Here is a 24638-nt window from a genome sequence, read left to right on the forward strand (position 1 = left end):
GCGCGCACCGCGCCGTGCCCGTCGGTGCGCAGTTCGAAGCCCTGGCCCCGGTCGTCCTTGCGGCCTGCCACGTCCTCGATGCGCGCGATGTGCCCCAGGCTCAGGCTGGAGCTTTGATGGTCGCTCTTGAGCTGGGCCTGGATCTTCCCCGCAAAGTCGTCGAGCACCACATGGTTGCTGCGCCCGCCGCCGAGTTCGCGGCTGCGGAGGCCGGTGAGGTGCTTCTGGCCGGGCAGCTGCCAGGCCGGCATCTCGTCGGCGTTGTGCACACGCCCGGTGACGATGGGGCAGTCCGGATCGCCATTGAGGAAGTCGACGATGACCTCCTGCCCGATGCGCGGCAGCGCGGCCATGCCGAAGGTCGAACCCGCCCAGGCCGTCGACACGCGTACCCAGCAGCTGGCGTGCTCGTTGTCCTCGCCGATGCGGTCCCAGTGGAACTGGACCTTGATGCGGCCGTACCGGTCGGTCCAGATTTCTTCGCCGGCCGGGCCGACCACCTTCGCGGTCTGCGGTCCCTCGGTCCACGGCTTGGGTGTCGTGCGCCGCGGGCGCCAGGCGAAGCTCGTGGGCTGGGCATCGAAGGTGAAGCGCTGCACGGAGCCCTCGGCGCCGTTCTGTCCTTCACTGGCCTGGATGGTCTCTTGCAGGTGATAGCCGACACCGAGCAGCAGGTGCTGCCGGTTCTGGTCGTCGCGCGGGTGGCCGGCGAGGCGGAAGGTGTGGCCCGGCGCCAGTTCGCGCAGGTTGGAGCGGCCCCTGGCCCGGCGGCGTTCGCTCAGTTGCTCCTCCGTGCGGAGGCGCGCGTAGTCCTCGCCGTCGCCGTGCTGGATGAAGCCACCCGGCCACTCGTAGGCTTCATGGCTGTCGTGGTCATGGCCGGGCGGCATTTGCTGGCGGCTCGCCAGGTCGGCCCTCGGCTTTTCGAAGTCGTAGTCGTCGGTGTAGTGGTGGCCGGAGCGAATCTCTTCGGCCTGCTCCCATGCATGAATGCGCTCGCCGGGCTCCAGGCCTCCCGTCATGCCCGAGTGTTCGTGGGGGTGGTAGCGCACCGTCTCGCCGCCAGGCAGGGGGCCGTGCGAGCTGGCGATGTCGTCGGCGAAGACCAGCACGTGCTGCTCGGCTTCATGCCGGAAGAAGAAATAGATGCCTTCGTGCTCGCACAGGCGCGAGACAAAATCGAAGTCGCTCTCGTGGTACTGAACGCAGTAGTTCCAGGTGCGGTAGCTGCGGCTGAGCTTCTGCTCGAGCGGGTGGCCGTAGCGCCCGAGCACCGCGGCAAGGATGTCCGGGACGGTCTGGTCCTGGAAGATGCGGAAGTCGCTTCGGCGGGTGGCGAGCCAGAGCCAGGGACGCAGCCGCATCTTGTAGAAGGACTGTCGCGCGTCTTGCTGCGAAAGGCCGAAGCGCGTGACGATGCCGGCAAGGTGGCGCAGGGCGCCGCTCTCGGTTTCCATCGCGACGGTGGCGGCCTTGCCCAGCAGGGTCTTGGGATCGATGGCGTTGCTGCTGCCCAGCAGATCGATTTCAAAAACGTAAGCCTGGCTGAGTGTCTCTCGACCGACGAGGCGGTGGAATTGCAGTGCCTCGCCCAGAGGCGTCTGGATCGTGACGCGGCGCTTCATGGCTGCCGCAGGCGTGCGAGCACGCCTTCGAAGTTGGACATGGGACTCCCTGAATGCGCCTGCCGCTACGGATGAGGGCAAGCTTTTTCCGGGGATTATGTAAGCCCTTGTACTGGCGCCGTAAGTACACGAAAGTAACAGCGCCCGGAACTAGTGCGCAGTTGATGCTTGGCGCTAAGGGCTTGAAACAAGCGTGATCTCCGCGGCATCGTCCAGTTCTACGGCGCGGGTGCGCACCTGCGTCTCGCGGGCGAGTCTGGCAGCTTCTTCAGCCCGCGAACAGCGCCGCCGGCACCCCCGGGCTGCCGATGCGCACCCTGAACAGCCCACCCGCCAGCGGCTCGGCCGCCTGCTGTTCGGCCGTGAGTCCGTTGCGCGCGGTCGTGATGTAGAGCGTGCACAGGTCGGCGTCGCCGAAGGCGCAGTCGGTGACGTGGCTCGCGGGCAGCGGGATGCGGCACAGCTCGGCCGCGCTCACCGGGTCATGGCAGGTCACGCAGGAGCCGCCCCAGTGCGCGATCCAGAGACGGCCGGCCGCGTCGGTGGTCATGCCGTCGGGCAGGCCATCGGGCTTCGGGAAGCGGTGCCACAGGCGCCGGTTCGACACCGTGCCCGCCTCCACGTCGAAGTCGTAGGCGTAGAGGTTGTTGCGCGCCGTGTTGTTGAAGTACATCGTGCGCCCGTCGGCCGACCATGTCGGGCCGTTGGTCACCTCGAAGCCGTCGTCGTGCCTGGTGCAGCGGCCGTCGGCGTCGTAGCGGTAGAGCGCGCCGGTCGGTGCCTGGCAGTCGAAGTCCATGCTGCCGCCCCAGAAGCGGCCGCGGCTGTCGCACTTGCCGTCGTTGAAGCGGTTGCCGGTGCGCTCGGGCTCGGGCTGGTGCAGGTAGCGCGGCTTCGCGTCGTCGCCGGGCGCGGTGGTGTCGAACAGCGCGAAGCCGCGGCGCAGCGTGACGATGAGGCCTGGCGCCAAGGCGCGCTCGGCGATGGCGGTGATCTCCTCGTCGAAGGTCCAGGTTCGCTGCGCGCCGCTGGCGGGGTCGTAGCGGAACAGGCGCGGCGTGAGGATGTCGATCCAGTAGAGCGCCTGCTCGCGCTGCGACCACATCGTGCCCTCGCCAAGGTTGGCGCCGGCGGCCCAGATGCATTCGAGCTCGCCTGCGACCGACGGCACGGATGCAGATGCGGATGAAGGGGGGAGGACGCCTGTCTCTTGCTTGTTCATTTGTTTTTCCTCGTCATGTCTTCTTGACTCGGCGGATCGTATCAAGGCATATTGATAACGGAAATTTAAAATTCAGGCATTGATTAATATGCATTTTGCAATGTCAGTTGCCGAGCACCCTGGAGACTTTTCTTGAATTCCCCCCCGCATTCCATTTATCCCAGCCTGAAAGACCGCGCCGTTTTCGTCACCGGTGGCGGCAGCGGCATTGGCGCTGCCATCGTCGCAGCGTTCGCAGCCCAGGGTGCGCGCGTCGCCTTCATCGACATTGCCGAGGGTTCCAGCGCGGCGCTCGCACGGCAGATCGAGGAGGCCGGCCACGCGGCGCCGTGGTGGCGCGCCTGCGATGTGCGCGACATCGCCGCGCTGCAAAAGGCCATTTCCGATGCGGCCACCGAACTCGGCGACTTCGCGGTGCTGGTCAACAACGTGGCGAGCGATGACCGCCACACGCTCGAATCGGTCACGCCCGACTACTACGACAACCGCATGGCCATCAACGAGCGGCCGGCGCTGTTCGCGATCCAGTCGGTGGTGCCGGGCATGAAGCGCCTGGGCTTCGGCTCGGTGGTCAACCTGGGCTCCACGGGCTGGCAGACGAAGGGCTCGGGCTACCCCTGCTACGCGATCGCCAAGTCGTCGGTGAACGGCCTCACGCGCGGGCTCGCGGTGGACCTGGGCCGCGACCGCATCCGCATCAACACTGTGTCGCCCGGCTGGGTGATGACGGAGCGCCAGGTGAAGCTGTGGCTCGACGACGAAGGCGAACAGGCGCTCAAGCGCAACCAGTGCCTGCCCGACAAGCTGATGCCGGAAGACATCGCGCGCATGGTGCTGTTCCTGGCATCGGACGACGCGAAGATGTGCACGGCCCAGGAGTTCACCGTGGACGCCGGCTGGACCTGAACGGAATTGCTGTGCGTGGAATGCCGCGGAACCGGCTTTGCCGGGCCGCTGGCGTTGCCCCCTGCAAGGGGGTTGGCGAAGCGACACGAAGTGCGCGAAGACTGGGGGTTAGTCCAGTTCCAGCTTCCGCCCGTACACGCTCACAGCCGCCGTCTTCAGCGCCTTCATCATCACCTTCGCCGCCGGCGACGGCAGCCGGTCGGTGCGCGTGATGATGCCGAAGGCGTCCATGTGGCAGGGCATGTCCAGCGGCAGCAGCGACACGATGCCGTGCGCGGCGTAGTAGCGCGCCACGTCGGTCGCCAGCACCGCCACCATGTCGCTCTGCTGCAGCATGCGCGTGATGAAGAGCAGCGCGGGGCTCTCGATGGTGTTGGTCGGCGGCGCCAGGCCTTCTTCCTGGAACATCAGCTCGAAGCGATGCCGCAGCACGCTGCCCGCGGGCGGCACGATCCAGCCTGCGCTCACCACGTCGCGCAGCGTGAGCCCGCTCACGCCCAGCAGTGGATGGCCCGGCCGCACCAGCGCACACACCGGCTCTTCGCTCAGTGCTTCGTAGCGCAGCTGCGACTTGTCGTGCTCGGCGAAGAGGCGCGCCACCAGGATGTCGAGCTTGCCCTGCTCGAGCCGCTCGATCAGCACCGGGCTGGTCTCGATCTCCAGCGACACGCGCAGATCGGGCTGCTCGCGCTTGACCATGGCCACGGCCGGTGGCAGCAGCGTGAGCCCGGGCGCGGTGATGGCGCCCACGCTCACCTGGCCGAAGCGCCCGGCCTTGAGCGCGGTGAGCTCGTCGTGCGCCTGGTTCAGGCTCGCGAGCGCCACACGGGCGTGGCGGATCATGGTCTCGCCGTACCAGGTGGGGCGCATGCCGCGCGGCAGGCGGTCGAACAGCGGCACCTCCAGCACGTCTTCCAGGTCCTTCAGCAGCTTGGAGGCGGCGGGCTGCGTCATGTTGAGCACCTGCGCCGCGCGGTGGATGTTGCCTTCCTCGGCCAGGGCCACGAGCAGCAACAGCTGCCGGGTCTTGAGGCGGGCGCGGATGAACCAGTGGTTGTAGTTGGTCATGTCTCTTTGACTTGAAACGAAGGACTGATCGGGTTTTCCAGAATCCAATGATCGATATCCATTTTGCTTAAAAAACAATTGGATTGATATCATTTTTGTTTCTAGACTCGCCGCACATCCAGAACTACAGAGACAAGGCCCCCGCCCGGTGATTCACGGCGAGCTCCATCAGAACGTGCGGCAGTACATCAATGGCCGCTGGGAAACCAGCGCGACCACGGGTGTGAGCGCCAATCCCTCGGACACCAGCGAAGTGGTGGCCGAGTACGCACGCGCCGATCGCCGCCAGGCCGAGGCCGCCATCCGGGCGGCCACCGAGGCCTTTCCTCATTGGAGCCACAGCACGCCGCAGCGGCGCGCCGACGTGCTCGACCGCATCGGCGCAGAACTGCTCGCACGCAAGGACGACCTGGGCCTGCTGCTGGCACGCGAGGTGGGCAAGACCCTGCCGGAGGCGGTGGCCGAAGTGGCGCGGGCGGGCCAGATCTTCAAGTTCTTCGCGGGCGAGGCCCTGCGTGGCGGCGGCGGCGAGAACGTCGCCTCGGTACGCGCGGGCGTGCAGGTCGACGTCACGCGCGAGCCGGTCGGCGTGGTCGGGCTCATCACGCCGTGGAACTCGCCGTTCGTCATCCCGGCATGGAAGATCGCGCCCGCGCTGGCCCACGGCAACAGCGTGGTGTTCAAGCCGGCCGAACTGGTGCCGGCCTGCGGCTGGGCGCTGGCCGAGATCATCAGCCGCGCCGCCTTGCCGGCCGGCGCCTTCAACCTCGTGATGGGCAGCGGCCGTGAAGTGGGGCAGGCGCTGGTCGACAGCGCGCTGGTCGATGCGCTGAGCTTCACAGGCTCGATGGCCAACGGCGAGCGCATCCTGCAGGCGGCAGCTTCGCGCCGCGCCAAGGTGCAGCTCGAGACCGGCGGCAAGAACGCGCTGGTGGTGCTGGCCGATGCCGACCTCGACCGCGCCGTCGACTGCGCGGTGCAGGGCGCCTACTTTTCCGCCGGCCAGCGCTGCACCGCGTCGAGCCGGCTCATCGTCGAGGCAGCGGTGCACGACGCCTTCGTGGCCAGGCTGCGCCAGCGGCTCAGGACGCTGAAGATCGGCCATGCGCTGGAGCGCGGCGTCGACATCGGCCCGGTGGCCGACGAGGAGCGCCTCGCGCAGAACCTCGCCTGGGTCGAGGTGGCGCGCGAAGAGGGCGCCGAGCACGTGTGGGGTGGCGAAGCGCTCGAACGCGCCACCGCCGGCCACTACATGAGCCCCGCGCTGTTCCTGGCCAAGCCGGCGCACCGCATCGCGCGCGAGGAAATCTTCGGCCCGCTGGCCTGCGTGCTGCGCGCCGACAACTACGATGAAGCACTCGCGCTGTGCAACGACACGCCCTTCGGCCTGTGCGCGGGCATCTGCACCAATTCGCTGAAGCACGCGATGCATTTCAGGCGCCATGCCGTGGTCGGCATGACGATGGTCAATCTGCCGACCGCAGGGGTGGATTTCCACGTGCCCTTCGGCGGCCGCAAGGGGTCGGGCTACGGGCCGCGCGAACAAGGGCGCCACGCCGCGGAGTTCTACACGACGGTGAAGACCGGCTACATGCTGGCCTGAGCCACAAAAAAACCGTTCTCAACAAGCAAGTCAACAGAAGGAGACATCCCATGACGATGAATCGCCGCACGCTCAACACCGCATTGGCCGCCGCCGCCCTCGGCGGGCTGCTGCCCGTTTCTGCGCTCGCGCAGAAAAAACTCGTGCTCGGCTTCGCGCAGGTGGGCGCCGAGAGCGAATGGCGCACTGCCAACACCGAGTCGATCAAGTCGTCCGCGAAGGACGCCGGCATCGAGCTCAAGTTCTCCGATGCGCAGCAGAAGCAGGAAAACCAGATCAAGGCCATCCGCTCGTACATCGCGCAGAAGGTCGACGTGATCGCGTTCTCGCCCGTGGTCGAGTCGGGCTGGGAAACCGTGCTGCGCGAAGCCAAGGCCGCCAAGATCCCGGTGGTGCTGACCGACCGCTCCGTCAACACCAAGGACGACTCGCTCTACGTGACCTTCATGGGCTCGGACTTCACTGAAGAAGGCCGCAAGGCCGGCCGCTGGCTGGTCGAGAAGATGAAGGACCAGAAGGGCGACGTGAACATCGTCGAGCTGCAGGGCACCGTGGGTTCGGCGCCGGCCATCGACCGCAAGAAGGGCTTCGAGGAAATCATCAAGGCCGACCCGAAGTTCAAGATCATCCGCTCGCAGACCGGCGACTTCACGCGCGCCAAGGGCAAGGAGGTGATGGAAGCTTTCCTGAAGGCCGAGGGCAAGAAGATCAACGTGCTCTTCGCGCACAACGACGACATGGCCATCGGTGCGATCCAGGCCATCGAAGAGGCCGGCCTGAAGCCCGCGAAGGACATCACCATCATCTCCATCGACGGCGTGAAGGGGGCGTTCGAAGCGATGATCGCGGGCAAGCTCAATGTGTCGGTCGAATGCAGCCCGCTGCTCGGCCCGCAACTGATGAGCGCCGTGAAAGACATCAAGGCAGGCAAGACGCTGCCCAAGCGCATCGTGACCGAAGAAAGCATCTTCCCGATGGAAGTCGCTGCCAAGGAATTCCCCAACCGCAAGTATTGAGAGCCCACACCCATGAAACGCAAATTCCTCAAAGCATCGCTCGCGGGCATCGCATTCGCCATCGTCGGCTTCACGCCGCTGGCCAATGCGCAGGACAAGGGCCTGATCGCGATCTCGATGCCCACCAAGTCGTCGGCCCGCTGGATCGCCGATGGCGCCAACATGGTCAAGTACTTCAAGGACAAGGGCTACAAGACCGACCTGCAGTACGCCGACGACGACATCCCCAACCAGCTCGCGCAGATCGAGAACATGGTGACCAAGGGCTCGAAGGTGCTGGTCATCGCGGCCATCGACGGCACCACGCTGTCCGACGTGCTGCAAAAGGCAGCCGACAAGGGCGTGAAGGTCATCGCGTACGACCGGCTCATCAAGGGCTCGAAGAACGTCGACTATTACGCCACCTTCGACAACTTCCAGGTTGGCGTGCTGCAGGCGCAGTCGATCGAGAAGGCGCTCGACCTGAAAAGCGGCAAGGGCCCGTTCAACATCGAGCTGTTCGGCGGCTCGCCGGACGATAACAACGCCTTCTTCTTCTACAACGGCGCGATGTCGGTGCTCGACCCGTACATCAAGAGCGGCAAGCTCGTGGTGCGCAGCAAGCAGATGGGCATGGACAAGGTCGGCACGCTGCGCTGGGACGGCGCGGTGGCGCAGGCGCGCATGGACAACCTGCTGTCGGCCTACTACACCAAGGACCGCGTCGACGCGGTGCTGTCGCCGTACGACGGCCTCTCCATCGGCATCCTCTCGTCGCTCAAGGGCGTGGGCTACGGCTCGGGCTCGCAGCCGATGCCGGTGGTGTCGGGGCAGGACGCCGAGGTGCCTTCGATCAAGTCGATCCTGCGCAAGGAGCAGACCTCGACCGTGTTCAAGGACACGCGCGAGCTGGCCAAGGTGACGGTGGCCATGGCGGACGCCATGCTCTCGGGCAAGCAGCCCGAGGTGAACGACACCAAGACCTACAACAACGGCATCAAGGTCGTGCCCTCGTACCTGCTGAAGCCGGTGAGCGTGGATGCGTCGAACTGGAAGCAGGTGCTGGTCGACAGCGGCTACTACAAGGAAAGCCAAGTCAAGTGAGTCAAGGCGAACGCACGATCCTCGAAATGCGCGGGATCACCAAGACGTTTCCGGGGGTGAAAGCCCTCAGCAACGTCAACCTCGCCGTGCGCGCGGGGGAGATCCACGCGGTGGTCGGCGAGAACGGCGCGGGCAAGTCGACGCTCATGAAAGTGCTGAGCGGCGTCTACCCGTGCGACTCGTACACCGGCGAGATCCATTTCGAGGGCGAGCTTCGCCGCTTCAAGGGCATCGCCGACAGCGAGAAGCTCGGGATCATCATCATCCACCAGGAGCTTGCGCTGGTGCCGCTGCTCTCGATTGCCGAGAACATCTTCCTCGGCAACGAGATTGCGAACGGCGGCGTGATCGACTGGTTCGCCGCCTATGCGAAGACGCGAGAGCTGCTTGCCAAGGTGGGCCTCAAGGAGTTGCCCACCACGCTCGTGACCGACCTCGGTGTCGGCAAGCAGCAGCTGGTGGAAATCGCCAAGGCGCTGGCCAAGGAGGTCAAGCTCCTGATCCTCGACGAGCCGACCGCGAGCCTGAACGAGAACGACAGCGATGCGTTGCTGATGCTGCTGCTGGAGCTCAAGCGCCAGGGCATCGCGTCGATCCTCATCTCGCACAAGCTCAACGAGATTTCCAAGGTGGCCGATTCGGTCACCGTGCTGCGCGACGGCGCGACGGTCGAGACCATGGACTGCCGCGGCCAGCCGATCAGCGAGGACCGCATCATCCGCGGCATGGTGGGGCGCGACATGGCGCACCGCTATCCGCAGCGCCATCCGAAGATCGGCGAGACCGTGTTCGAGGTGCGCGACTGGCGCGTGCACCATGCGCTGCACGCCGACCGCGAACAGATCAAGGGCGTGAACCTGAACGTGCGCAAGGGCGAGATCGTCGGCATCGCGGGCCTCATGGGCGCGGGGCGCACCGAGCTCGCCATGAGCGTCTTCGGCAAGTCCTACGGCCAGCGCATCAGCGGCTCCGTGCTCATGCACGGCAAGCCGGTGGACGTGGGCACGGTGCGCAAGGCCATCGACCACGGCATCGCCTACGTCACCGAGGACCGCAAGGGCCTGGGGCTGGTGCTGGAGGAAGACATCCGCAAGAACATCAGCCTGGCCAACCTCGATGCGATCGCCGATTCGTCGGTCATCGACAACGGGCGCGAATTCAAGGTGGCCAACGAATACCGCAAGGCACTCAACATCCGCTGCTCGGGCATCGAGCAGCTGGTGGTCAATCTGTCGGGGGGCAACCAGCAGAAGGTGGTGTTGAGCAAGTGGCTCTTCACCAAGCCGGAACTGCTGATCCTCGACGAGCCCACGCGCGGTATCGACGTGGGCGCCAAGTACGAGATCTACACCATCATCGACCAGCTTGCGAGCGAGGGCAAAGGCATTCTCATGATTTCTTCGGAACTGCCGGAACTGCTCGGCATGTGCGACCGCATCTACGTAATGAACGAGGGGCGCTTCGTCGCCGAATTTCCGGTGGCCGAGGCCTCGCAGGAACGCATCATGCATGCCATCGTGAGCTCGGGGAGTTCGATCCATGTCGCAGCCTGAAGTCAACGCGGTGAAGGCCGCCGTTCCCGCCTCCGAGGCGCCGAAGCTGCATGTCGGCTTCCTGAAGAACAACCTGCGCGAATACGGCATGCTGATCTCGCTGGTCGCGATCATGGTGCTGTTCCAGGTGCTGACCGACGGCACGCTGCTGCGGCCGCTGAACCTCACCAACCTGCTGCTGCAGAACAGCTACGTGGTCATCATGGCGCTGGGCATGCTGCTGGTGATCGTGGCGGGGCACATCGACCTGTCGGTGGGCTCGGTCTGCGGCTTCATCGGGGCGCTTGCAGCGGTGCTGATGGTCGAGTACGAATGGCACTTCGTGCCGACGGCGATCGTGAGCATCCTCGCGGGCGCCGTCATCGGCGCCGCGCAGGGCTGGTTCGTCGCGTTCCGCAAGATCCCGTCGTTCATCGTCACGCTCGCGGGCATGCTGGTGTTCAAGGGGCTCACGCTGGCGCTGCTGGCGGGGCAGTCGGTGGGCCCGTTCCCGGTGGAATTTCAGCGGCTCAGCTCGGGCTTCATTCCCGATCCGCTGGGCGGCGACGCATTGCGCACCACCTCGCTGGTCGTGGGCGCGCTGGCCGCCGCGGCGCTGGTGTTCTTCAAGCTGCGCGGGCGCGCCAAGCTGGCGGCGCACGGCATGGAGCAGGAGCCCTACGCCTTCTTCCTCGTGAAGAACCTGTTCTTCGCGGCCATCATCCTGTTCTTCAGCTACCTGCTGTCGACCTACAAGGGCCTGCCCAACGTGCTGATCGTGATGGCGGTGCTGATCGTGGTGTACGACTTCGTCACCAACCGCACCACCGTCGGCCGGCGAATCTATGCGCTGGGCGGCAACGAGAAGGCGGCGCGGCTGTCGGGCGTGAAGACGCAGCGGCTCGCGTTCCTGACCTTCGTGAACATGGGCGCGCTGGCGGCACTGGCCGGGCTGGTGTTCGCGGCGCGGCTCAATACCGCGACGCCGAAGGCCGGCCTGGGCTTCGAGCTCGACGTGATCGCGGCCTGCTTCATCGGCGGCGCCTCTGCCTCGGGCGGCGTGGGCCGCGTGATGGGCGCGGTGATCGGCGCCTTCATCATGGGCGTGATGAACAACGGCATGTCGATCCTGGGCATCGGCATCGACTACCAGCAGGTCATCAAGGGCCTGGTGCTGCTGGCCGCGGTGTTCATCGACGTCTACAACAAGAACAAGTAGCCGCGCATGACAGACGGCAGCCTCAGCCCCGTGCTCGAGCTTCGGGGCATCCACAAGCAGTTCGGCAGCATCCAGGTACTGCGCGACGTACGGCTCAACCTGTACCCGGGCGAGATCCATGCGCTGATGGGGCAGAACGGCGCGGGCAAGTCGACGCTGATCAAGGTGCTGACGGGCGTGCTGCCGTCGAGCGGCGGCGAGATGTTCCTCGACGGCCAGCCGATCCAGCCGCACTCGCCGCTCGACGCGCAGAAACTGGGCATCAGCACGGTCTACCAGGAGGTGAACCTGTGCCCGAACCTGTCGGTGGCGGAGAACGTGTTCGCGGGGCGCTATCCGCGTTGCGGCGCAGCGCAGGGCTTTCGCATCGACTGGGCTGCGGTGAACCGCCGCGCCGAAGAGCTGCTGGGGCGCATCGGGCTCGACATCGACGTGACGCGGCTGCTGTCGAGCTACTCGGTGGCGGTGCAGCAGATGGTGGCGATTGCGCGTGCGCTGGGCGTGTCGTCGAAGGTGCTGATCCTCGACGAGCCGACGTCGAGCCTGGACGACGACGAGGTGGAAAAGCTGTTCGAGGTGCTGCGGCGCCTGCGCGGCGAAGGGCTGGCCATCGTCTTCGTGACGCACTTTTTCAACCAGATGTATGCGGTGTCGGACCGCATCACGGTGCTGCGCAACGGCAGCTGGATCGGCGAGTGGCGTGCCGCAGACCTGGGGCCGCAGGCGTTGATCGCAGCGATGCTCGGGCGTGAGCTGGCGGCGCAGTCGGCGCGGCCCGCCGCCTTGCCTTCGTTCGACGAGGCCGCACCCGCATTGCTGCAGACCGAAGGATTGGGGCAGGCGGGCCAGCTGCAGGCGACGGATTTGCGTGTGCGTGCCGGCGAAGTCGTCGGCATCGCGGGCCTGCTGGGCGCGGGCCGCACGGAACTCGCAAGGCTGCTGTTCGGACTGGAGTTGCCGGACCGCGGCGTGCTCAAGGTCGATGGCCGCACCATGAGCTTCTCGAACCCGGCCGATGCCATTCGCGAAGGTCTTGCGCTGTGTCCCGAAGAACGCAAGACCGATGGCATCGTTGCCGAGCTGTCGGTGCGCGAGAACATCGCGCTGGCGCTGCAGGCGCGCCTGGGCACTCGGCGCTTCCTGTCGCATGCCGAGCAGACCGAGATGGCCGAGCGCTTCGTGAAGTCGCTCGGCATCAAGGCCGCGAGCGTCGAAACGCCCATCGGGCTGCTGTCGGGCGGCAACCAGCAGAAGGCCATGATCGCGCGCTGGCTCGCGACCGAGCCGCGCCTGCTGATCCTCGACGAGCCCACGCGCGGCATCGACGTGGCGGCCAAGCAGGAGATCATGGAAGAGATCCTGCGGCTCGCGAAGGCGGGCATGGCGGTGATCTTCATCTCGTCGGAAATGAGCGAGGTGGTGCGCGTGGCGCACCGCATCGTGGTGCTGCGGGATCGGCAGAAGGTGGGCGAGCTGCCCGGTGGTTCGAGCGAGGACGAAGTCTACGAAATGATTGCAGCGACAACATGACTCTCCCCCAGTCTTCGCGCACTTCGTGTCGCTTCGCCAACCCCCTTCCGGGGGCGACACCAGCGGCCCGGCAAAGCCGGTTCCGCGGTATCTCCCGCATCAAAGAAGCGCTTTGACATGAACCGCCTTTCATCCTTCATGAGCCACCGCCTCGCCTGGCCTCTCGTCACATTGTTCCTGCTGCTCGCGGTGAACATCGCCTTCAACACCAGCTTCCTGCATCTCGAATGGCGCGAAGGCCATCTCTACGGCAGCCTGATCGACATCCTGAACCGCGCGGCGCCTCTGGTGCTCGTGTCGCTGGGCATGACGCTCGTGATCGCGACGCGCGGCATCGACATCTCGGTGGGCGCGGTGGTGGCCATCGCGGCGGCGCTCGTGGCCTGGATGATCGGCGGCTCGGTGGCCAATGACGTGAGCCGCTTCCCGATGCCGCTCGCCATCCTCGCGGCCATCGGCATCGCATTGCTGTGCGGGCTGTGGAACGGGCTGCTGGTCGCCAAGGTCGGCATGCAGCCGATCATCGCGACGCTGATCCTCATGGTGGCGGGGCGAGGCATCGCGCAGCTCATTGCCGACGGGCAGATCATCACGATCTACTACAAGCCCTTCTTCTTCCTCGGCAGCGGCTACCTTCTCGGGCTGCCGTTCTCGCTGTTCATCGTGGCGGCGGTGTTCGTGCTGCTGTACCTGGCGATCACGCGCACGGCGCTGGGCCTGTTCATCCAGGCAGTGGGGATCAACCCGACGGCGGCGCGCGTGGCGGGCGTGCAGGCGCGGCGGCTGATCGTCGGTGCGTATGCGTTCTGCGGTGCCTGCGCGGGTGTGGCGGGCTTGCTCATCAGCTCCAACGTGAAGAGCGCGGACGGCAACAACGCGGGGCAGCTCATCGAGCTCGACGCGATCCTGGCGGTGACGCTGGGTGGCACGGCGCTGACCGGCGGGCGCTTCAGCCTCGTGGGCAGCGTGATCGGCGCGCTGATCATCCAGACGTTGACCTATGCGATCTATTCGCTGGGGGTGCCGCCGGAGATCAACCTTGTCGTGAAGGCGGGCGTGGTGTTTGCCGTGATGCTGCTGCAGTCGCCGGAGTTCAGGTCGCAAGTGCGGGCACTGGCGCAGCGGCCGGTGCATGAAGAGGGGCGGGCATGAGCGCGGTGATCGATACGGGACCCTCACCACAGCCCTCTCCCGCCAGCGGGAGAGGCGGCAAGAGGGGAGGGCTCAATCCAAAGTACCTGCCATTGGCGGCGACGATTTCGCTGTTCGTGCTGGTGGCTACGCTGGGTTCTGTTTTCTACGATGGCTTCTTCTCGGCGCAGGTGTTCCTCAACCTGCTGATCGACAACGCCTTCCTGATCGTCGTGGCCGTGGGCATGACCTTCGTGATCCTTTCGGGCGGCATCGATCTGTCGGTGGGCTCGGTGATCGCGCTGACCACCATGGTCTCGGCCACGCTGGTCGAGAAGCACGGCTGGAGCCCCGGCATCGTGATTCCGCTGGTGCTGGTGATGGGCACGGCTTTCGGCGCGTTCATGGGGCTGCTCATCGAGCGCTTCCGGCTGCAGCCTTTCATCGTCACGCTGGCCGGCATGTTCCTGGCGCGGGGGCTGTGCTACCTGATCAGCATCGACTCGATCAGCATCACCAACGAGTTCTACTCGGAGGTCTCGCAGATCCGCATTCCGATCTGGGGCGAGGCCTCGGTGTCGATCAGCGCGGTGATCGCCGTCGTGGTGCTGCTGGCGGCGATCTTCATCGCGCATTGCACGCCCTTCGGCCGCGCGGTGTACGCCATCGGCGGCAGCGAGAACTCGGCGATGCTGATGGGCCTGCCGGTGCGCCGCACGCTGGTCGGCGTGTACACGCTCTCGGGCTTCTGCTCGGCACTGGCGGGCGTGATCTTCACCTTCTACATGCTCTCGGGCTACGGGCTGCATGCCATCGGGCTGGAGCTCGACGCCATCGCGGCGGTGGTGATCGGCGGCACGCTGCTCACGGGCGGCGTGGGCTATGTGGCGGGCACGCTGTTCGGCGTGCTGATGCTCGGGATCATCCAGACCCTCATTTCATTCGACGGCACGCTGAGCTCGTGGTGGACCCGCATCGTGGTCGGCGCGCTGCTGTTCGTTTTCTGTTTGTTGCAACGCTTTTTCACCTCGCGCACTCCGCGCCGCTGACTCAATGACAAAAAAACTGCGCTCGACCGAATGGTTCGGCTCCGCCGACAAGAACGGCTTCATGTACCGCAGCTGGATGAAGAACCAGGGCATCCCGGACCATGAGTTCGATGGCCGCCCGATCATCGGTATCTGCAACACCTGGTCGGAACTCACGCCGTGCAACGCGCACTTCCGCAAGATCGCCGAGCACGTGAAGCGCGGCATCTCGGAGGCGGGCGGCTTTCCGGTGGAGTTCCCTGTTTTCTCCAACGGCGAGTCGAACCTGCGGCCCACCGCGATGCTCACGCGCAACCTCGCGAGCATGGACGTCGAAGAAGCCATCCGTGGCAACCCCGTCGACGCGGTGGTGCTGCTCACGGGCTGCGACAAGACCACGCCCGCGCTGCTGATGGGGGCGGCGAGCTGCGACATCCCTGCCATCGTGGTCACGGGCGGGCCGATGCTCAACGGCAAGCTCGAGGGCAAGAACATCGGTTCGGGCACGGCCGTGTGGCAGCTGCACGAGTCGCTGAAAGCGGGCGAGATCAACCTGCACCAGTTCCTCTCGGCCGAGGGCGGCATGTCGCGCTCGGCGGGCACCTGCAACACGATGGGCACGGCCTCGACGATGGCCTGCATGGCCGAGGCGCTCGGTACCTCGCTGCCGCACAACGCGGCGATTCCGGCGGTCGATGCGCGGCGCTACGTGCTCGCGCAGATGTCGGGCATGCGCGCGGTGGAGATGGCGAAGGAGGGGCTCACGCTGTCGAAGATCCTCACGCGCGAGGCCTTCGAGAACGCCATTCGCGTGAACGCGGCCATCGGCGGATCGACCAATGCAGTGATCCACCTGAAGGCGATCGCGGGGCGCATCGGCGTCGAGCTGGAGCTGGAGGACTGGACGCGCATCGGCAGCAATACGCCGACCATCGTCGACCTGATGCCTTCGGGGCGCTTCCTGATGGAAGAGTTCTACTACGCCGGCGGCCTGCCCGCCGTGCTGCGCCGGCTCGGCGAGAATGGTCTGTTGCCGCACCCCGCTGCGCTCACCGTCAACGGCCAGTCGATCTGGGACAACGTGCGCGATGCGCCCAGCCTCGACGACGAGGTGATCCGCCCGCTCGACAAGCCGCTGATCGCCGATGGCGGCATCCGCATCCTGCGCGGCAACCTGTCGCCGCGCGGCGCGGTGCTCAAGCCCTCTGCCGCATCGCCGGAGCTGCTGAAGCACCGTGGGCGCGCTGTGGTGTTCGAGAACCTGGAGCACTACAAGGCACGCATCGTCGATGAAGACCTCGACATCGACGCAAGCTGCGTGATGGTGCTGAAGAACTGCGGTCCCAAGGGCTACCCCGGCATGGCCGAGGTCGGCAACATGGGGTTGCCGCCCAAGCTGCTGCGCCAGGGCGTGAAGGACATGGTGCGCATCTCCGATGCGCGCATGAGCGGCACGGCCTACGGCACGGTGGTGCTGCACGTCGCGCCCGAGGCGGCCGACGGCGGGCCGCTGGCGGCGGTGCGCGACGGCGACTGGATCGAGCTCGACTGCGATGCGGGGCGATTGCACCTCGACATCAGCGACGAGGAACTGGCGGCGCGCCTCGCTTCGCTGTCTTCTTCGGATGCACAACCGATGAGCACGCGCGGCGGCGGCTACCAGAAGCTCTACGTCAACCACGTGCTGCAGGCCGACGAAGGCTGCGACTTCGACTTTCTCGTCGGCTGCCGCGGCTCGGCCGTGCCGCGCCATTCGCATTGAACCCACGCAAGCAACGAAACATCATGACCCCCAGATACCGCGGCATCTTCCCGGTGGTGCCTACCACCTTCACCGAACAGGGCGAACTCGACCTGGAGAGCCAGAAGCGCTGCGTCGATTTCATGATCGACGCGGGTTCGGACGGCCTGTGCATCCTTGCCAATTTCTCGGAGCAGTTCGTGCTGTCCGACGAGGAGCGCGAGGTGCTCACGCGCACCATGCTCGAACACGTGAAGGGCCGCGTGCCGGTCATCGTGACCACCACGCACTACAGCACCAAGGTGTGCGCCGAGCGCAGCCGCCGCGCGCAGGACATGGGCGCGGCCATGCTGATGGTGATGCCGCCCTACCACGGCGCGACCTTCCGCGTGCCCGAGCCGCAGATCTTCGAGTTCTACGCACGCCTGTCCGATGCGGTGGACATCCCGATCATGATCCAGGACGCGCCGGCCAGCGGCACAGTGCTGTCGGCGCCGTTCCTCGCGCGCATGGCGAAGGAGATCGAGCAGGTCGCGTATTTCAAGATCGAGACGGCCGGTGCGGCCGCTAAGCTGCGCGAGCTGATCCGCCTGGGCGGCGAGGCCATCGAAGGCCCGTGGGACGGCGAAGAGGCGATCACGCTGATGCCCGACCTGGACGCCGGCGCGACCGGCTCGATGACCGGCGGGGGCTATCCGGACGGCATTCGCCCGATCATCGAGGCGCACCGTTCGGGCGACCGCGACAAGGCCTTCGCGCTGTACCAGCAGTGGCTGCCGCTCATCAACTACGAGAATCGGCAGGCGGGCCTCCTGGCCTGCAAGTCGCTCATGAAGGAGGGCGGCGTGATCGCTTGCGAGGCGCCGCGGCATCCGCTGCCCGCGATGCACCCCGCGACGCGCGCCGGCCTGATCGAGACGGCGAAGCGGCTCGATCCGCTGGTGCTGCGCTGGGGGAGATAGCCGGTTCGCCGTCCCGGGCGAAGTAGGCCGCGAGGATCTCGGTCAGCCAGTTCATCACGGCGAGCACGCGCGGCGCGAGGTGGCGGCGGTTGACGTACACCAGCGACACCGGCATTGCGCGGGCGGTGAACGCCGGCATCACCTGCACGAGCGAGCCGGCCGCAAAGCACGGCAGGAGGCCGCCGATCGGCGCCTGGATCAGCCCGAGGCCCGCGACCGCCGCGGCGTTGCAGGCGTCGGTGCCGTTCACCGAGACGATGGAGCGCATCGGCTGTATCCGGTAGCGGCCCTGGGCGTCGAAGTGTTCCCAACCCGCGTCGTGCGGCGAGAGGGTCTGTGCGAAGTGCACGATGCGGTGCTGCGCGCGTAGGCATGCACACGAACTTCGACGCGATGGTCGCGGGCTTTACGGCGCTCGGACGCGCGGGCAAACCCGACGACATCGGCGGTGTGATCGCGGGCTTGCTCGGGGAGGGGAGTCGCTGGGTGAATGCCCAGCGCATCGAGGTGTCGGGTGGGATGCTGATCTGAACACGCGGGGGGTGCCCCCGCGGACTTCAGCTTTTCTCGAGTTCGGTGACTTGCAGCGACAGGTCGAACAGCTTGGACTTGCTGGCGTAGTAGCGGTCGAGCCGCCATTCCTTCAGGATGTCCATCGCGAGCTCGAAGCTCTTGTAGTCGAGGTTGTAGAGCGTGACCAACTCGAAGCTGCGTTCGGACTCGAGAGCCAACACGAGCTGGGCCAGGATCTTGGCCGATTCGTTGGCCGGGTCCGTTTCGATGAATCGGCGAGCGACCTTGATGGCATTCATGGGAAAGGATTCCTCGGTAGGCAGGGACCGAGAACTATAGCTAGCAGGCCTGCGCCTTTTATGACAGTACTGTGACAGTAAGGGCATCGCCAGCCGCCGGCAGCGCCTGGCGATGCTTCTTCAGCGAAGACGCTCAGCGCAGGGGCGCGGGCATCGGCCGGGGCATGGGCATCGGCTCGGGCATCGGGGCCGGCATCGGTTCCGGCGCCATCGCCGGTGCGGGCATCACGATGGTGGTGACCGATTCGCGGATCACGCCCCCACCCATCACGCTGCCGTCGACGCTGGCCGTGCTGTTGCCGCTGCTGCCGAGCACGCGGGCCTCGCAGGCGCTGCGGTCGGCCGGCTGCTGCAGGCCGCAGCGGGCGAGCGCATTGGCGCGGTAGTCGGGTGCGCTGGTCAGGCCCCCGCGCGCGGCTTCCAGGCGCGCAGCGCCGGCTTCGCGGATGCAGGCGGCGCGGTCCTGCTCGTTGTGGCCGCAGACAGCCAGTTCCTGCTGGTAGGTGCCCGAGGCTGCTGCGCCGCGCGGCGACGCTGCCGAGGCGATGCTGCCGGCTGCAAGCCCGCCGGCGGCGAGCATGGTGAAGATGATTGAGCGAGTGGTGCTTTTCATGGATGGCTCCTTGAAGCGAGCTTGAAAACCTGGGAAATATTGGAAGCGCCCGAGGAGGGCGGGTTCCTTCAGCGTGCCGGCATGGTCTGTGGCGCCAGCGGCGTCACGGTTTCGCGGATCACGCCGCCGCCCATCACGCTGCCGTCGGTGGTGGTGCGTGCGCCGCCCTCGATGCGGGCTTCGCAGTCGGGCCGCTCGGCGGCCGGCAGTTCGCCGCAGCGGGCGAGGGCGTTGACCTGCTCCCGGACCGGGCTCGGACTGGTAAGGCCGCCGCGGCTCGCTTCCTGGCGGGCCGCGCCGGCTTCGCGCAGGCAGGCGGCGCGGTCCTGCTGTACACCGTCGCAGGTGGCGCGTTCCTTCTGCATGCGGGCGTCAGACCCCGGCGCCTGCGCGCCGGCGGTCTGTGCGCCGAAGGCCATGAAGCCGCTGGCGGCGAGGCATGCCGCTGCGGACAGGATGGAACGAACTGTTGTTGTCATGCGGGCTCCTTGGTGAAAGCACGCCCTCCCTGCAATGAGGTGCGTGACAGGAGCCTTAGTCTGGCGTGGCCGGGGGCTGCGGGTCTGTGGGACAGCCGCGCCCGTCGACCGGGCCGGACGCGCCCCTGCATGTGGGACGTGTCCGGCAAGAGGGGCTTCAGCCCGCTGCGATGCGCTGTGCCAGGTGAGCGAGCGCTTCCTCGACCTGGTCCACCAGGATCAGGGACAGGTCGCCCGGCTGCAGGCGGGCCAGCGCGGCGTCGATCGCGACGAACTCGCCGCGGATCTCGTCGATCTGGCGGGTGCGGGCCGCACCCTGCAGGCCCTGGCGCAGCAGTGCCATCACTTCGCCGTCGGCGCGGCCGCGCTGTGCAGCATCCTGATAAAGGATCACGTCGTCGAAGGCTTCGCCGAGGATGGCCGTCTGGTCGCGGATGTCCGAGTCGCGCCGGTCGCCCGCGCCGCTGATCACCACCGAGCGCTTCTTCGCCGGCATCGTGTCCACCGCCGACACCAGTGCGCGCATGGCGTCGGTGTTGTGGCCGTAGTCGGCGATCACGGTGGCGCCGCGGTAGTCCATGACGTTGAAGCGCCCCGGCACGCCGGCCGCGTCGTTCATGAAGCTCGCGAGGCCGCTGCGGATGGTGTCCCAGTCGAGGCCCACGGCCCAGGCCGCGGCCACGGCGGCCATCACGTTGTCGACCTGGAAGCCGATGGTGCCGCCGCGCGTGATGGGCACGTCGCGCAGCGCAATGCGCTCGCGCCACGAGCCTTCGGCCGCGACCAGCGTGTCCTGGTCGACGTACACGGTGCGCTTACCCTGCGCGCGGTGCGTGGCCATCACCGGGTGCATGCGGTCGGCGGTGAAGAAGATCACGTGGCCGGGGCAGCCGGCCGCCATGGCGGCGACGTTCACGTCGGCCGCGTTGAGCACCGCGTAGCCGTCGGCGGCCACATTGCGCACGATCACGCGCTTCAACACCGCGAGGTCTTCGACGGTGGTGATGTAGTTCAGGCCCAGATGGTCGCCGCTGCCGATGTTGGTGACCACTGCCACCTGACAGCGGTCGAAGCCGAGGCCTTCGCGCAGCACGCCGCCGCGCGCCACTTCGAACACGGCCGCGTCGACATCGGGGTGCATCAGCACGTTGCGCGCGCTCTTCGGGCCGCTGCAGTCGCCACTGTCGGTCTGGCGGCCGTCGACGTACACGCCGTCGGTGTTGGTCATGCCGGTGCGCAGGCCGCTCGATGCGAGCAGGTGGTTGATGAGGCGCGCCGTGGTGGTCTTGCCGTTGGTGCCGGTGACGGCGACCACGGGAATGCGGCCGTCGTCGCCGTGGGCGTACAGGGTGTCCATCACCGCTTCGCCGACCGCGCGGCCGCGGCCGAACGAGGGCGAGATGTGCATGCGCAGGCCGGGCGCGGCATTCACCTCGACCACGCCGCCGTGCTGTTCCTCGAGCGGGCGCAGCACGTTCTCGCAGACCATGTCGACGCCGCAGATGTGCAGGCCGACCATCTGCGCCGCATCGACGGCGCGCGCCGCGACTTCGGGGTGCACCGTGTCGGTCACGTCGGTGGCGGTGCCGCCGGTCGACAGGTTCGCGTTGTTGCGCAGCACCACGCGCTGGCCGCGCGCGGGCACGCTGTCGGGCGTAAGGCCCTGGGCCTCGAGCCGGCCGATGGCGATGTCGTCGAGGCGGATCTTCGTGAGCGAAGTGGCATGGCCCTCGCCGCGGCGCGGGTCGAGGTTCACGGTGTCGACCAGCTGGCGCACCGTGGCGCTGCCGTCGCCGATCACCTGTGGCGGATCGCGCCGCGCGGCGGCCACGAGGCGGTCGCCCACCACCAGCAGGCGGAAGTCGAAGCCGGGCAGGAATTTCTCGACCATCACCTCGCCGTAGACGGCGGCCGAGTCGTAGGCCGCGAACAGTTCTTCGCGCGAGTTGATGTTGACGGTGACGCCCTTGCCCTGGTTGCCGTCCTGCGGCTTCACCACGACCGGCAGGCCGATCTCGTTGGCAGCAGCCCAGCCGTCTTCGGCGCTGGCCACGGGGCGGCCCAGCGGCACCGGCACGCCGGCGGCGTTGAGCAGCTGCTTGGTCAGTTCCTTGTCCTGCGCGATCGATTCGGCCACGCCGCTGGTGCTGTCGACTTCAGCGGCTTGAATGCGGCGCTGCTTGGAGCCCCAGCCGAACTGCACCAGGCTGCCGCTGGTCAGCCGGCGATACGGAATGCCGCGCGCCACGGCGGCATCGACGATGGAGCCGGTGCTCGGGCCCAGGCGCTCGGATTCGTCGAGGTCGCGCAGCTCGGTGATGGCGGCGTTGGCGTCGAAGGCAGTGTCGGCCAGGGCGGCCTCGATCAGCTGCTCGGCCAACTCGATCGCACGGCGGCCGACGGCTTCTTCGCTGTACTGGAACACGACCTGGTAGACGCCTTCTTCCACGGTGGGCGAGGTGTGGCCGAAGTTGACGGCGCAGCCGGCCTGCGCCTGCAGCGCCACGGCGGCGTTCTCAAGCACATGGGCCAGCGCCAGCGGTTGACCCAGCACCATCGGGTGCAGTTCGCCGATGGTCGGGAAGCGCGCGCGCAGGCGGGCTTCGAAGCCGGCCAGCTTGCTGATGGCGTTCTCGTCGCCTTGGCAGGCAACCACCGCTTCGATGGCAGTGTGGCGGCTCCAGAGATTGGGGCCGCGAAGGGCTCGGATGCGGGTGACTCTCATGCGAATTGCTGTTGGGGGTGTTGCGACGAGAGCGGCTGGGTCTGCGACAGCTGCAGCGAGGCGAGCGCCGCCTGCAGGTCGGCCTCGAAGGCCTCCACGCCGGCGCCGATCAGGTTCAGCGGAATGCCCATTGCCCAGGCGGCGGCCACGGCGGCCAGCAGGCTTTCGAGGCTCACGCCGGCATGGGTGGCGCGCCACACGGTCAGCCGGCCGAGGCCGGGCAGGAACGATTCGCTGTTGCCGTTGGCCAGCACCACACGGTCCTGCCGCACCAGCACGGCCTTGCCGCCGGCGCGCTGATGCGCCGTGAGTTCGGCGGCCTGCGGGTCGGCCGAATAGAGGATGACGGCGCCGTCGCACAGCGGCGCGAGGCCGGCCACGCGCGGGTCGCCCGCATTCAGCACGGCCGTGCCTTCGGACAGCACCACGTCGACCTGCGTGCGCAGCACCTTCACCATCTGGTCGCTCTCGGTGATGTCGTAGTCGGCCAGGGCTTCGAAGCCATCGAGATCGGTGACGATGCCGACTTCGCAGCGGTCGTAGGGGAGACCGTCGCGCAGGATGGTTTCGGCGCCGTTCTCGATCACCACGGCCTGCACGGCGCGGTTCACGAGCAGGCGGTGGCCGGCGTCCCAGTTTGCGCTGTCGCGCGCATCGACGCGGCGGCGTTCGAGGAACAGGCCGTCGCGGCAGGCGAGGCCGGTCTGGCGCCCGCCCAGGCCGATCAGCCAGGCCACGAGGCGCGCCAGCACGGCGGTGTCGCGCGAGCCGGCCACGCCGACCACGGGAATGCGCCCGGGCGCGTCGTTGGGGAACAGGTGGTCGCAGATGGCGCGGCCCACCGGGCGCGGCGAACCGACGGCCGGCTTCAGGTGCATCAGCAGGCCGGGTCCGGCATTGACTTCGACGATCGCACCGCGTTGCGGGCCCAGCGGCTTGGAAATGTCCTGCGCCACGAGATCGATGCCCGCGATGTCAAGGCCCACCACGCGCGCGGCGAGCACGGCGGCGTGCGCGACTTCGGGGTGGACCTGGTCGGTGCAGTCGTTGGCCATGTTGCCGTTGCGCTGGATCGTGACCACGCGGCCGGCGGCCGGCACGGCGTTGGCGTCCAGCTCCTGGCGCTTGAGCTCGAGCTGCAGCTTGGCGTCGCTGTCGATCACGATCACGTCGAGCGGAAACTCTTCCTCGGCGCCGCGGCGCGGGTCGCTGTTGAGCTGCTTGTCGATCAGGTCGCGCACGCTGCTCTGGCCGTCGCCGGTCACGGTAATGATCTCGCCGCGCGCGGCCGCCACCACTTCGCCGCCCACCACCAGCAGACGGTGCTCGTGGCCGCGGATGAAGCGCTCGACCATCACGTCGCTGCCCTCGGGCTCGGCGACCGCAAAGGCGGCCATGACTTCTTCACGCGTTGTCAGTTCGAGCGACACGCCGCGGCCGTGGTTGGCGTCGGAAGGTTTCACGGCCACCGGCAGGCCGATGTCCTCGGCGGCTTCCCAGGCTTCTTCGGCGTTGGCGACCACCTGGCCTTCGGGCACCGGCACGCCGCAGCTCGCGAGCAGGGACTTGGTCAGCTCCTTGTCGCTGGCGATCGATTCGCCGATGGCGCTGGTGTAGTCGGTCTCGGCGGTCCAGATGCGCTGCTGGTTGGCGCCGTAGCCCAGCTGCACGAGGTTGCCGCTGTTCAGGCGCATGTGCGGAATGCCGCGGTCGGTGGCGGCGGCCACGATGGCCGCGGTGCTCGGACCGAGGTAGCAGTCTTCCACCTTGGCCTTGACCGCGTCGACGGCCTTCTGCACGTCGGCGGCGCTGAACGGGTCGTTGTTGATGGCCGCCATCAGCAGGCGGTGGCCCTCGGCCAGCGCCACGCGGGCGACCTGCTCGTCACGGGCGCGGAACACCATGCGGTAGACGCCGTGCTCGGAGGTGCTGCGGGTCTGGCCGAAACCGGTCGGCATGCCGGCGAGGTTCAGCAGTTCGATGACCACGTGCTCCAGCACGTGGCCGGACCACGTGCCCTCGGTCAGGCGCTGGATGAAGCCGCCGCGCTCGCCGACGCCGCAGTGGTGCTCGATGAGCGCCGGCAGCAGGCCGGTCAGGCGGTCGGTGAAGCCGTCGATCTTGTTGGAGGGGAAGTCTTCCAGCTGGCCCAGGTCGAGCCAGACTTCGAGTACCGGACGGTAGGTCCAGAGGTTCGGACCGCGCAAATAGTTGATGCGCAGCAGGCGGATGTCGTCGAAACGGGTCATGCAAACGTTCGAAGTGCTTTGGCCGAGCACCACGGCGCCTTCAGGCGCGCCCATGGCAATCGGTCAGAATCGGCGCCCGACCAAGGGCGCCATG

19 protein-coding genes and 2 pseudogenes are annotated in these 24638 nt (G+C 67.2%); 12 read left to right on the forward strand and 9 right to left on the reverse strand.

What is annotated here, in order from left to right; all coding sequences use genetic code 11:
- On the reverse strand, window positions 1-1625 hold a 1625-nt coding region (locus ACCC97_RS16870), incomplete at its 3' end, for a type VI secretion system Vgr family protein (protein ID WP_413333986.1).
- Between the two features lie 268 nt (window positions 1626-1893).
- Window positions 1894-2847: an SMP-30/gluconolactonase/LRE family protein gene (locus ACCC97_RS16875; protein ID WP_413333988.1), complete on the reverse strand. Its 954-nt coding sequence runs from the start codon at window positions 2845-2847 to the stop codon at window positions 1894-1896.
- A 132-nt stretch (window positions 2848-2979) separates the two neighbouring features.
- Here ACCC97_RS16875 and ACCC97_RS16880 point away from each other — a divergent pair, with 132 nt between their 5' ends.
- Window positions 2980-3753, forward strand: a complete 774-nt coding sequence (locus ACCC97_RS16880; protein WP_413333990.1) for an SDR family NAD(P)-dependent oxidoreductase — start codon at window positions 2980-2982, stop codon at window positions 3751-3753.
- 108 nt (window positions 3754-3861) lie between these two features.
- Here ACCC97_RS16880 and ACCC97_RS16885 read toward each other — a convergent pair whose 3' ends face one another.
- On the reverse strand, window positions 3862-4821 hold the full coding sequence (locus ACCC97_RS16885; protein ID WP_007831791.1) for a LysR family transcriptional regulator: 960 nt from the start codon (window positions 4819-4821) through the stop codon (window positions 3862-3864).
- Window positions 4822-4969: 148 nt separating this feature from the next.
- Here ACCC97_RS16885 and ACCC97_RS16890 point away from each other — a divergent pair, with 148 nt between their 5' ends.
- The 10 genes from ACCC97_RS16890 (at window position 4970) to ACCC97_RS16935 (ending at window position 17666) form a co-directional block, all read left to right on the forward strand.
- Window positions 4970-6424, forward strand: a complete 1455-nt coding sequence (locus ACCC97_RS16890; protein WP_007831789.1) for an aldehyde dehydrogenase family protein — start codon at window positions 4970-4972, stop codon at window positions 6422-6424.
- 50 nt (window positions 6425-6474) lie between these two features.
- Window positions 6475-7440: an ABC transporter substrate-binding protein gene (locus ACCC97_RS16895; RefSeq protein WP_056509196.1), complete on the forward strand. Its 966-nt coding sequence runs from the start codon at window positions 6475-6477 to the stop codon at window positions 7438-7440.
- Between the two features lie 12 nt (window positions 7441-7452).
- On the forward strand, window positions 7453-8523 hold the full coding sequence (gene chvE, locus ACCC97_RS16900; RefSeq protein WP_007831785.1) for a multiple monosaccharide ABC transporter substrate-binding protein: 1071 nt from the start codon (window positions 7453-7455) through the stop codon (window positions 8521-8523).
- 26 nt (window positions 8524-8549) lie between these two features.
- Complete coding sequence (mmsA, locus tag ACCC97_RS16905; protein ID WP_042673160.1) at window positions 8550-10076, forward strand: multiple monosaccharide ABC transporter ATP-binding protein; 1527 nt, start codon at window positions 8550-8552, stop codon at window positions 10074-10076.
- Window positions 10063-11274 carry a multiple monosaccharide ABC transporter permease gene (gene mmsB / locus ACCC97_RS16910; RefSeq protein ID WP_007831782.1) on the forward strand — a complete coding sequence of 404 codons (1212 nt, stop codon included), beginning with the start codon at window positions 10063-10065 and terminating at the stop codon, window positions 11272-11274. Before mmsA ends, mmsB begins: the two co-directional genes overlap by 14 nt.
- A gap of 6 nt (window positions 11275-11280) precedes the next feature.
- Complete coding sequence (locus ACCC97_RS16915; RefSeq protein WP_413333993.1) at window positions 11281-12804, forward strand: sugar ABC transporter ATP-binding protein; 1524 nt, start codon at window positions 11281-11283, stop codon at window positions 12802-12804.
- Between the two features lie 117 nt (window positions 12805-12921).
- Window positions 12922-13956, forward strand: coding sequence for an ABC transporter permease (locus ACCC97_RS16920; RefSeq protein ID WP_413333995.1), 1035 nt, complete (start codon window positions 12922-12924; stop codon window positions 13954-13956).
- The gene (gene yjfF, locus ACCC97_RS16925; RefSeq protein WP_413333997.1) at window positions 13953-14984 is read left to right on the forward strand and encodes a galactofuranose ABC transporter, permease protein YjfF; all 1032 of its coding nucleotides are present in this window, start codon (window positions 13953-13955) and stop codon (window positions 14982-14984) included. Before ACCC97_RS16920 ends, yjfF begins: the two co-directional genes overlap by 4 nt.
- 4 nt (window positions 14985-14988) lie before the next feature.
- Window positions 14989-16725, forward strand: coding sequence for an IlvD/Edd family dehydratase (locus ACCC97_RS16930; protein ID WP_007831767.1), 1737 nt, complete (start codon window positions 14989-14991; stop codon window positions 16723-16725).
- Window positions 16726-16748: 23 nt separating this feature from the next.
- Entirely contained in the window at window positions 16749-17666 is a 918-nt protein-coding gene (locus ACCC97_RS16935) for a dihydrodipicolinate synthase family protein (protein ID WP_007831766.1), read from the forward strand.
- A 94-nt stretch (window positions 17667-17760) separates the two neighbouring features.
- Here the strand turns inward: ACCC97_RS16935 and ACCC97_RS16940 are convergent.
- A pseudogene (locus ACCC97_RS16940) lies at window positions 17761-18015 on the reverse strand (LysR family transcriptional regulator); the annotation flags it as partial.
- 38 nt (window positions 18016-18053) lie between these two features.
- Between ACCC97_RS16940 and ACCC97_RS16945 the strand changes: the two are divergent.
- Window positions 18054-18197 (forward strand): annotated as a pseudogene (locus ACCC97_RS16945) (short-chain dehydrogenase); the annotation flags it as partial.
- Window positions 18198-18223: 26 nt separating this feature from the next.
- Here the strand turns inward: ACCC97_RS16945 and ACCC97_RS16950 are convergent.
- From ACCC97_RS16950 to cphA (ACCC97_RS16970), 5 genes are all read right to left on the reverse strand, one after another.
- The gene (locus ACCC97_RS16950; RefSeq protein WP_007831762.1) at window positions 18224-18478 is read right to left on the reverse strand and encodes a hypothetical protein; all 255 of its coding nucleotides are present in this window, start codon (window positions 18476-18478) and stop codon (window positions 18224-18226) included.
- Between the two features lie 133 nt (window positions 18479-18611).
- Window positions 18612-19091 carry a hypothetical protein gene (locus tag ACCC97_RS16955; protein ID WP_007831761.1) on the reverse strand — a complete coding sequence of 160 codons (480 nt, stop codon included), beginning with the start codon at window positions 19089-19091 and terminating at the stop codon, window positions 18612-18614.
- 68 nt (window positions 19092-19159) lie between these two features.
- Window positions 19160-19570, reverse strand: coding sequence for a hypothetical protein (locus tag ACCC97_RS16960; protein ID WP_007831760.1), 411 nt, complete (start codon window positions 19568-19570; stop codon window positions 19160-19162).
- Window positions 19571-19727: 157 nt separating this feature from the next.
- Window positions 19728-22295, reverse strand: coding sequence for a cyanophycin synthetase (cphA, locus tag ACCC97_RS16965; protein WP_007831759.1), 2568 nt, complete (start codon window positions 22293-22295; stop codon window positions 19728-19730).
- The gene (gene cphA / locus ACCC97_RS16970) at window positions 22292-24544 is read right to left on the reverse strand and encodes a cyanophycin synthetase (RefSeq protein WP_237726067.1); all 2253 of its coding nucleotides are present in this window, start codon (window positions 24542-24544) and stop codon (window positions 22292-22294) included. Before cphA (ACCC97_RS16970) ends, cphA (ACCC97_RS16965) begins: the two co-directional genes overlap by 4 nt.
- Between the last annotated feature and the right edge of the window lie 94 nt (window positions 24545-24638).

Source organism: Variovorax sp. Varisp85, assembly GCF_047304045.1.
Classification (GTDB): Bacteria; Pseudomonadota; Gammaproteobacteria; order Burkholderiales; family Burkholderiaceae_C; genus Variovorax.

Bases quoted from the DNA above. Each gene is read 5' to 3' on its own strand.
- ACCC97_RS16950 (WP_007831762.1), bottom strand. From the start codon at position 18,478: ATGAATGCCATCAAGGTCGCTCGCCGATTCATCGAAACGGACCCGGCC.
- cphA (WP_007831759.1), bottom strand. From the start codon at position 22,295: ATGAGAGTCACCCGCATCCGAGCCCTTCGCGGCCCCAATCTCTGGAGC.
- ACCC97_RS16930 (WP_007831767.1), top strand. From the start codon at position 14,989: ATGACAAAAAAACTGCGCTCGACCGAATGGTTCGGCTCCGCCGACAAG.
- yjfF (WP_413333997.1), top strand. From the start codon at position 13,953: ATGAGCGCGGTGATCGATACGGGACCCTCACCACAGCCCTCTCCCGCC.
- ACCC97_RS16955 (WP_007831761.1), bottom strand. From the start codon at position 19,091: ATGAAAAGCACCACTCGCTCAATCATCTTCACCATGCTCGCCGCCGGC.
- ACCC97_RS16935 (WP_007831766.1), top strand. From the start codon at position 16,749: ATGACCCCCAGATACCGCGGCATCTTCCCGGTGGTGCCTACCACCTTC.
- chvE (WP_007831785.1), top strand. From the start codon at position 7,453: ATGAAACGCAAATTCCTCAAAGCATCGCTCGCGGGCATCGCATTCGCC.
- mmsB (WP_007831782.1), top strand. From the start codon at position 10,063: ATGTCGCAGCCTGAAGTCAACGCGGTGAAGGCCGCCGTTCCCGCCTCC.
- cphA (WP_237726067.1), bottom strand. From the start codon at position 24,544: ATGACCCGTTTCGACGACATCCGCCTGCTGCGCATCAACTATTTGCGC.
- ACCC97_RS16960 (WP_007831760.1), bottom strand. From the start codon at position 19,570: ATGACAACAACAGTTCGTTCCATCCTGTCCGCAGCGGCATGCCTCGCC.
- ACCC97_RS16915 (WP_413333993.1), top strand. From the start codon at position 11,281: ATGACAGACGGCAGCCTCAGCCCCGTGCTCGAGCTTCGGGGCATCCAC.
- mmsA (WP_042673160.1), top strand. From the start codon at position 8,550: ATGCGCGGGATCACCAAGACGTTTCCGGGGGTGAAAGCCCTCAGCAAC.
- ACCC97_RS16885 (WP_007831791.1), bottom strand. From the start codon at position 4,821: ATGACCAACTACAACCACTGGTTCATCCGCGCCCGCCTCAAGACCCGG.
- ACCC97_RS16875 (WP_413333988.1), bottom strand. From the start codon at position 2,847: ATGAACAAGCAAGAGACAGGCGTCCTCCCCCCTTCATCCGCATCTGCA.
- ACCC97_RS16920 (WP_413333995.1), top strand. From the start codon at position 12,922: ATGAACCGCCTTTCATCCTTCATGAGCCACCGCCTCGCCTGGCCTCTC.
- ACCC97_RS16895 (WP_056509196.1), top strand. From the start codon at position 6,475: ATGACGATGAATCGCCGCACGCTCAACACCGCATTGGCCGCCGCCGCC.